Origin of the sequence: Kordia sp. (genome assembly GCF_050633145.1) — a bacterium.
Lineage (GTDB): Bacteria > Bacteroidota > Bacteroidia > Flavobacteriales > Flavobacteriaceae > Kordia.
Map to the genome: position 1 here is coordinate 1 of NZ_JBOEFY010000097.1, position 3,426 is coordinate 3,426.

The 3,426-nt window shown below is 32.9% G+C and carries 3 protein-coding genes; all 3 read right to left on the minus strand.

Annotation, left to right across the window (positions count from 1 at the left end):
* Positions 1-222: 222 nt before the first annotated feature.
* The gene (locus tag ACRBBL_RS27090) at positions 223-1,344 is read right to left on the minus strand and encodes a flavin monoamine oxidase family protein (protein ID WP_431372241.1); all 1,122 of its coding nucleotides are present in this window, start codon (positions 1,342-1,344) and stop codon (positions 223-225) included.
* A 76-nt stretch (positions 1,345-1,420) separates the two neighbouring features.
* A complete protein-coding gene (locus tag ACRBBL_RS27095; RefSeq protein ID WP_431372242.1) occupies positions 1,421-2,635 on the minus strand; it encodes a class I SAM-dependent rRNA methyltransferase in 1,215 nt (404 codons plus the stop codon).
* Positions 2,636-2,811: 176 nt separating this feature from the next.
* Positions 2,812-3,267, minus strand: a complete 456-nt coding sequence (locus ACRBBL_RS27100; RefSeq protein WP_431372243.1) for a hypothetical protein — start codon at positions 3,265-3,267, stop codon at positions 2,812-2,814.
* Between the last annotated feature and the right edge of the window lie 159 nt (positions 3,268-3,426).

A 3,426-nucleotide genomic window follows, 5' to 3' on the forward strand; every position in this document is an offset into this window, starting at 1 on the left:
GGCAATCTGTTTCTTAGAAAACCTGATTAAAAAAGTCTAACTATCTTCTTCATTAGCTTGATTGAAAACTAATCTAGCATTATCTGATTTAAAAGTAGCTAATTGTCTTTTTTGACGCTTCATTTCAAAAATATCTTCTTTGATCAATTCTATAAGATTATTAACGATACTAATTATGTAGTGACAGTCTTTTTATTTAACCTAAGATTAAGACTTTAAAACTTAAGTAGTTATTTTGTTTACCGCAACTTTTGCAGATTGTGCCGCAGTATGTACAGAAACCCAATCTTCTCCATCTGTATATGCGCCACCAGCAAAGTAGATTTTATCAGCAACTGATTCGCTAAGTTTTTGTACCGTTTGTGAATTAGCGTGATCTGACATATATCCTGCTTTTATAAATGGTTCGTTATTCCAATTTTGAACAACGTGTTTTATATAGTTTGGAGTTGCTTGATTTGCATAAATTCCATTGAGTTCATTTAAGATATAATCTTTCAATGCATCTCCAGAAAGCGCGATGTAATCTAACGCAGGTTTTCCAACGGTAAATAAACCAAGAATATTTTTGGTAGTGTTTTGTCCAAATGCAGCATTGTAATATATTTTTTCTCCATCTGTTGAAGGTGTAATTATAAATTCGAGTTCATCATCATAAAACTTTTCAGAGAATTCAAAAAAGGCTTTAAAACCTTCCCAAATGTTCGTACTATTAATGGCATTCAATTTGTCTTGAGGTAAACTAGGAAGAAAATTTATATCTCCATCTTGAAGAATTTTTAGCGGAACAGAAACGATAATTTTATCTGCGGAATGTTGACCGTTTTGAGTTGTAACAATAACTTGATTGCCTGAATAATCAATAGATTGCACAATGGTATTATATGTAATTTTGTTTACTACAGATGGTACAATGTATTCATCAAAAAAGCTAAACCAAGAAGAGTTTACAAATTTTCGATCAGGAGCATCTGCAACGGTTTCTACATTTACAGCAATTGAAGCATCATTTACAATTTCTTGAAAAATACTGGTGTTGGTCTCTAACCATTCTGCGCCTAACGGAATTGGGAAATCTGCGAAATCGGTGTTGATTTTCATCCTACCACCATACACAGAAGATGCTTCCAAAATTTCAAAATCAATTCCTTGTTGTTGCAGTAAATATCCAGCGGAAAGCCCACCAACCCCAGCTCCAATAATAATTACTTTTCCAGAAAAGGGAGTTGCATTCGAGTCATTAGTATCAACTGATTCATCACTTCCACAAGCCATTAATGTAGATTGAAACGGAATACTAATTCCAAGGATTCCACACATTTTTATAAATTCTACTCGTGTCATATACGTCAGTGTTTAGAGTTTAAAACGGTATGTATTATTTATTTAGTGTATCCTACTAATAATTTATGAAAGTATGCTAATCAATCCTTACATACACACACTTCAAATACGCACCTTCTTTAAATCCAATTGGATGATCGGTGTCATGGAGTGTTTTATCAAGAATGGTATAGTTTGCATTGTTTCTGTGGAGTGTTTCTTCAACCAAATTAAAAAACACTTCCGAAGTTACTCTTGAACTGCAAGAAGCTAAGACTAAAATTCCTTTCTTTTGAACGAGCTTCAAACCAAGTTGCGTGAGTTTTTTATAACTCGCTAATGCTCTGTCAACTTCTGTTGCACTTTTCGCAAACGATGGCGGATCAATCACCACAATGTCAAATTTCTTTTTAGCGTTCGCTAGATTTTGCAATTCCTCAAAAGCATCGCCCACAATAACGTTGTGAGTTCCTGAAAATGTATTCAGTTTCGCGTTATTTTTTGCGATTTCTAATGCAGGTGCACTAATGTCTAAACTAGTCACTTCTTTTGCACCACCAACTAAGGCATGAACCGAAAATCCGCCAGCATACGAGAAGACATCTAATACAGTTTTTCCGTTGGAAAGTTCACCAACTCGTTTTCTGTTGTTTCTGTGATCTAAGAAATATCCTGTTTTGTGTCCGTGAATGACATTTGCGGAGAAATTGACGCTATGTTCTTTAAAGACAATCACTTCCTTGTTGAGTTCACCATCTAAAATTTGTCCGTCAGTAAATCCGAATTCATTCTTATCTTTTTGCACATTTCTGCTCAAGCGTAGCACAGTCGTTTCCGCTTTACTCACTTTGATGAGTTCTGACAAGATATCTTTTAAATGATAAAACCAATACGAAGCGTATAGCTTTACTACAAGTACGTTATCGTACACATCCGCTACAAGCGAAGGTAAGTTATCATTTTCGCCATAAATAAGTCTGTAACTGTTTGTATCGGTTTCTAATAATGGAATTCGTTTTTCATACGCTTCATTCACTTTCTTCGCAAACCATTCTGCATTGATGGTTACTGGCTTATTTGCTTGTAAAATTTTGATACGTATTGGTGAATTAGGATCGTAGAATCCGCAGGCAATAAATTTATTTTTTCGATTATCGAATATGATTGCTAAGTCACCCGATTTCCCTTCTTTGTTTTGCTTGCTAATGCTATTTTCAAAAACCCATGGATGTCCTTTTTTGACTAAGGTTTCCGCAGCGGGTTTCAGTTTTATGGCAATTTTGTTTGTTGGAATATTTGGTAAATCGATCAAATTTTGTGCTTTGTTGTGATTCTGAACAAAAGTACAGTTTTTGATTTAGTATTGAGAGGTTAGTATTGAGTATTGAGTTTTTAGTTTATTTGTGGGTACGAGTTTGGAAACTCACGCTAGCAAAGGTTTGTGTAAAATGCGTTTTAATGCATTTTACATATTGTTGTAGTGTCGTTTTAGTATTTTAAATTATCAAGCTCATGTTTAAAAAATGTTTCAAATTCCCCCTTAATAGTTAATCTGTTTTGCTTGATTAAATTAAAAATTAAGTCTTTAATTGTTAATGCTCTAGTATCGATTTTTGGTTTTTCATTTAAATGAAACAAAGAATATAAACCCAGTTTCTTTCTCTCACTAACTGGCATAGGAAGTTGATTTTTTATTGCTTTATAAATTTTAAGTCTGTCCGTTTGGTTAAATTCTTTGTCCAAAAATGACTCACTGGATAATTCATTTTCAAATAGATTTTGCATTTTCAGTAAATTTAAGATCCTGGATTTGAAAAATACGTATGCAATATCATTACGTAAAATAACATTATTATGAATAAGCTCTAACTTTTTGTTATCTAAAGGAAAACTAAAATTATGTTTTTTTTCTAGTTCTTCGATGTTTTCTGGATAAGTTCTCATCTATTACAATATCTTCTTAGCATCTAATTTTAAATGCACTACAACGGTTTTGTGTATGGTTAGTTGCGTGTTTAAGCAACTAATTTAGTAAACAAAAATGAACACGAGAAAATTCTGAAGAAATTTTCCAAATAAGCACTTGCCAAAGCAATTAATTAT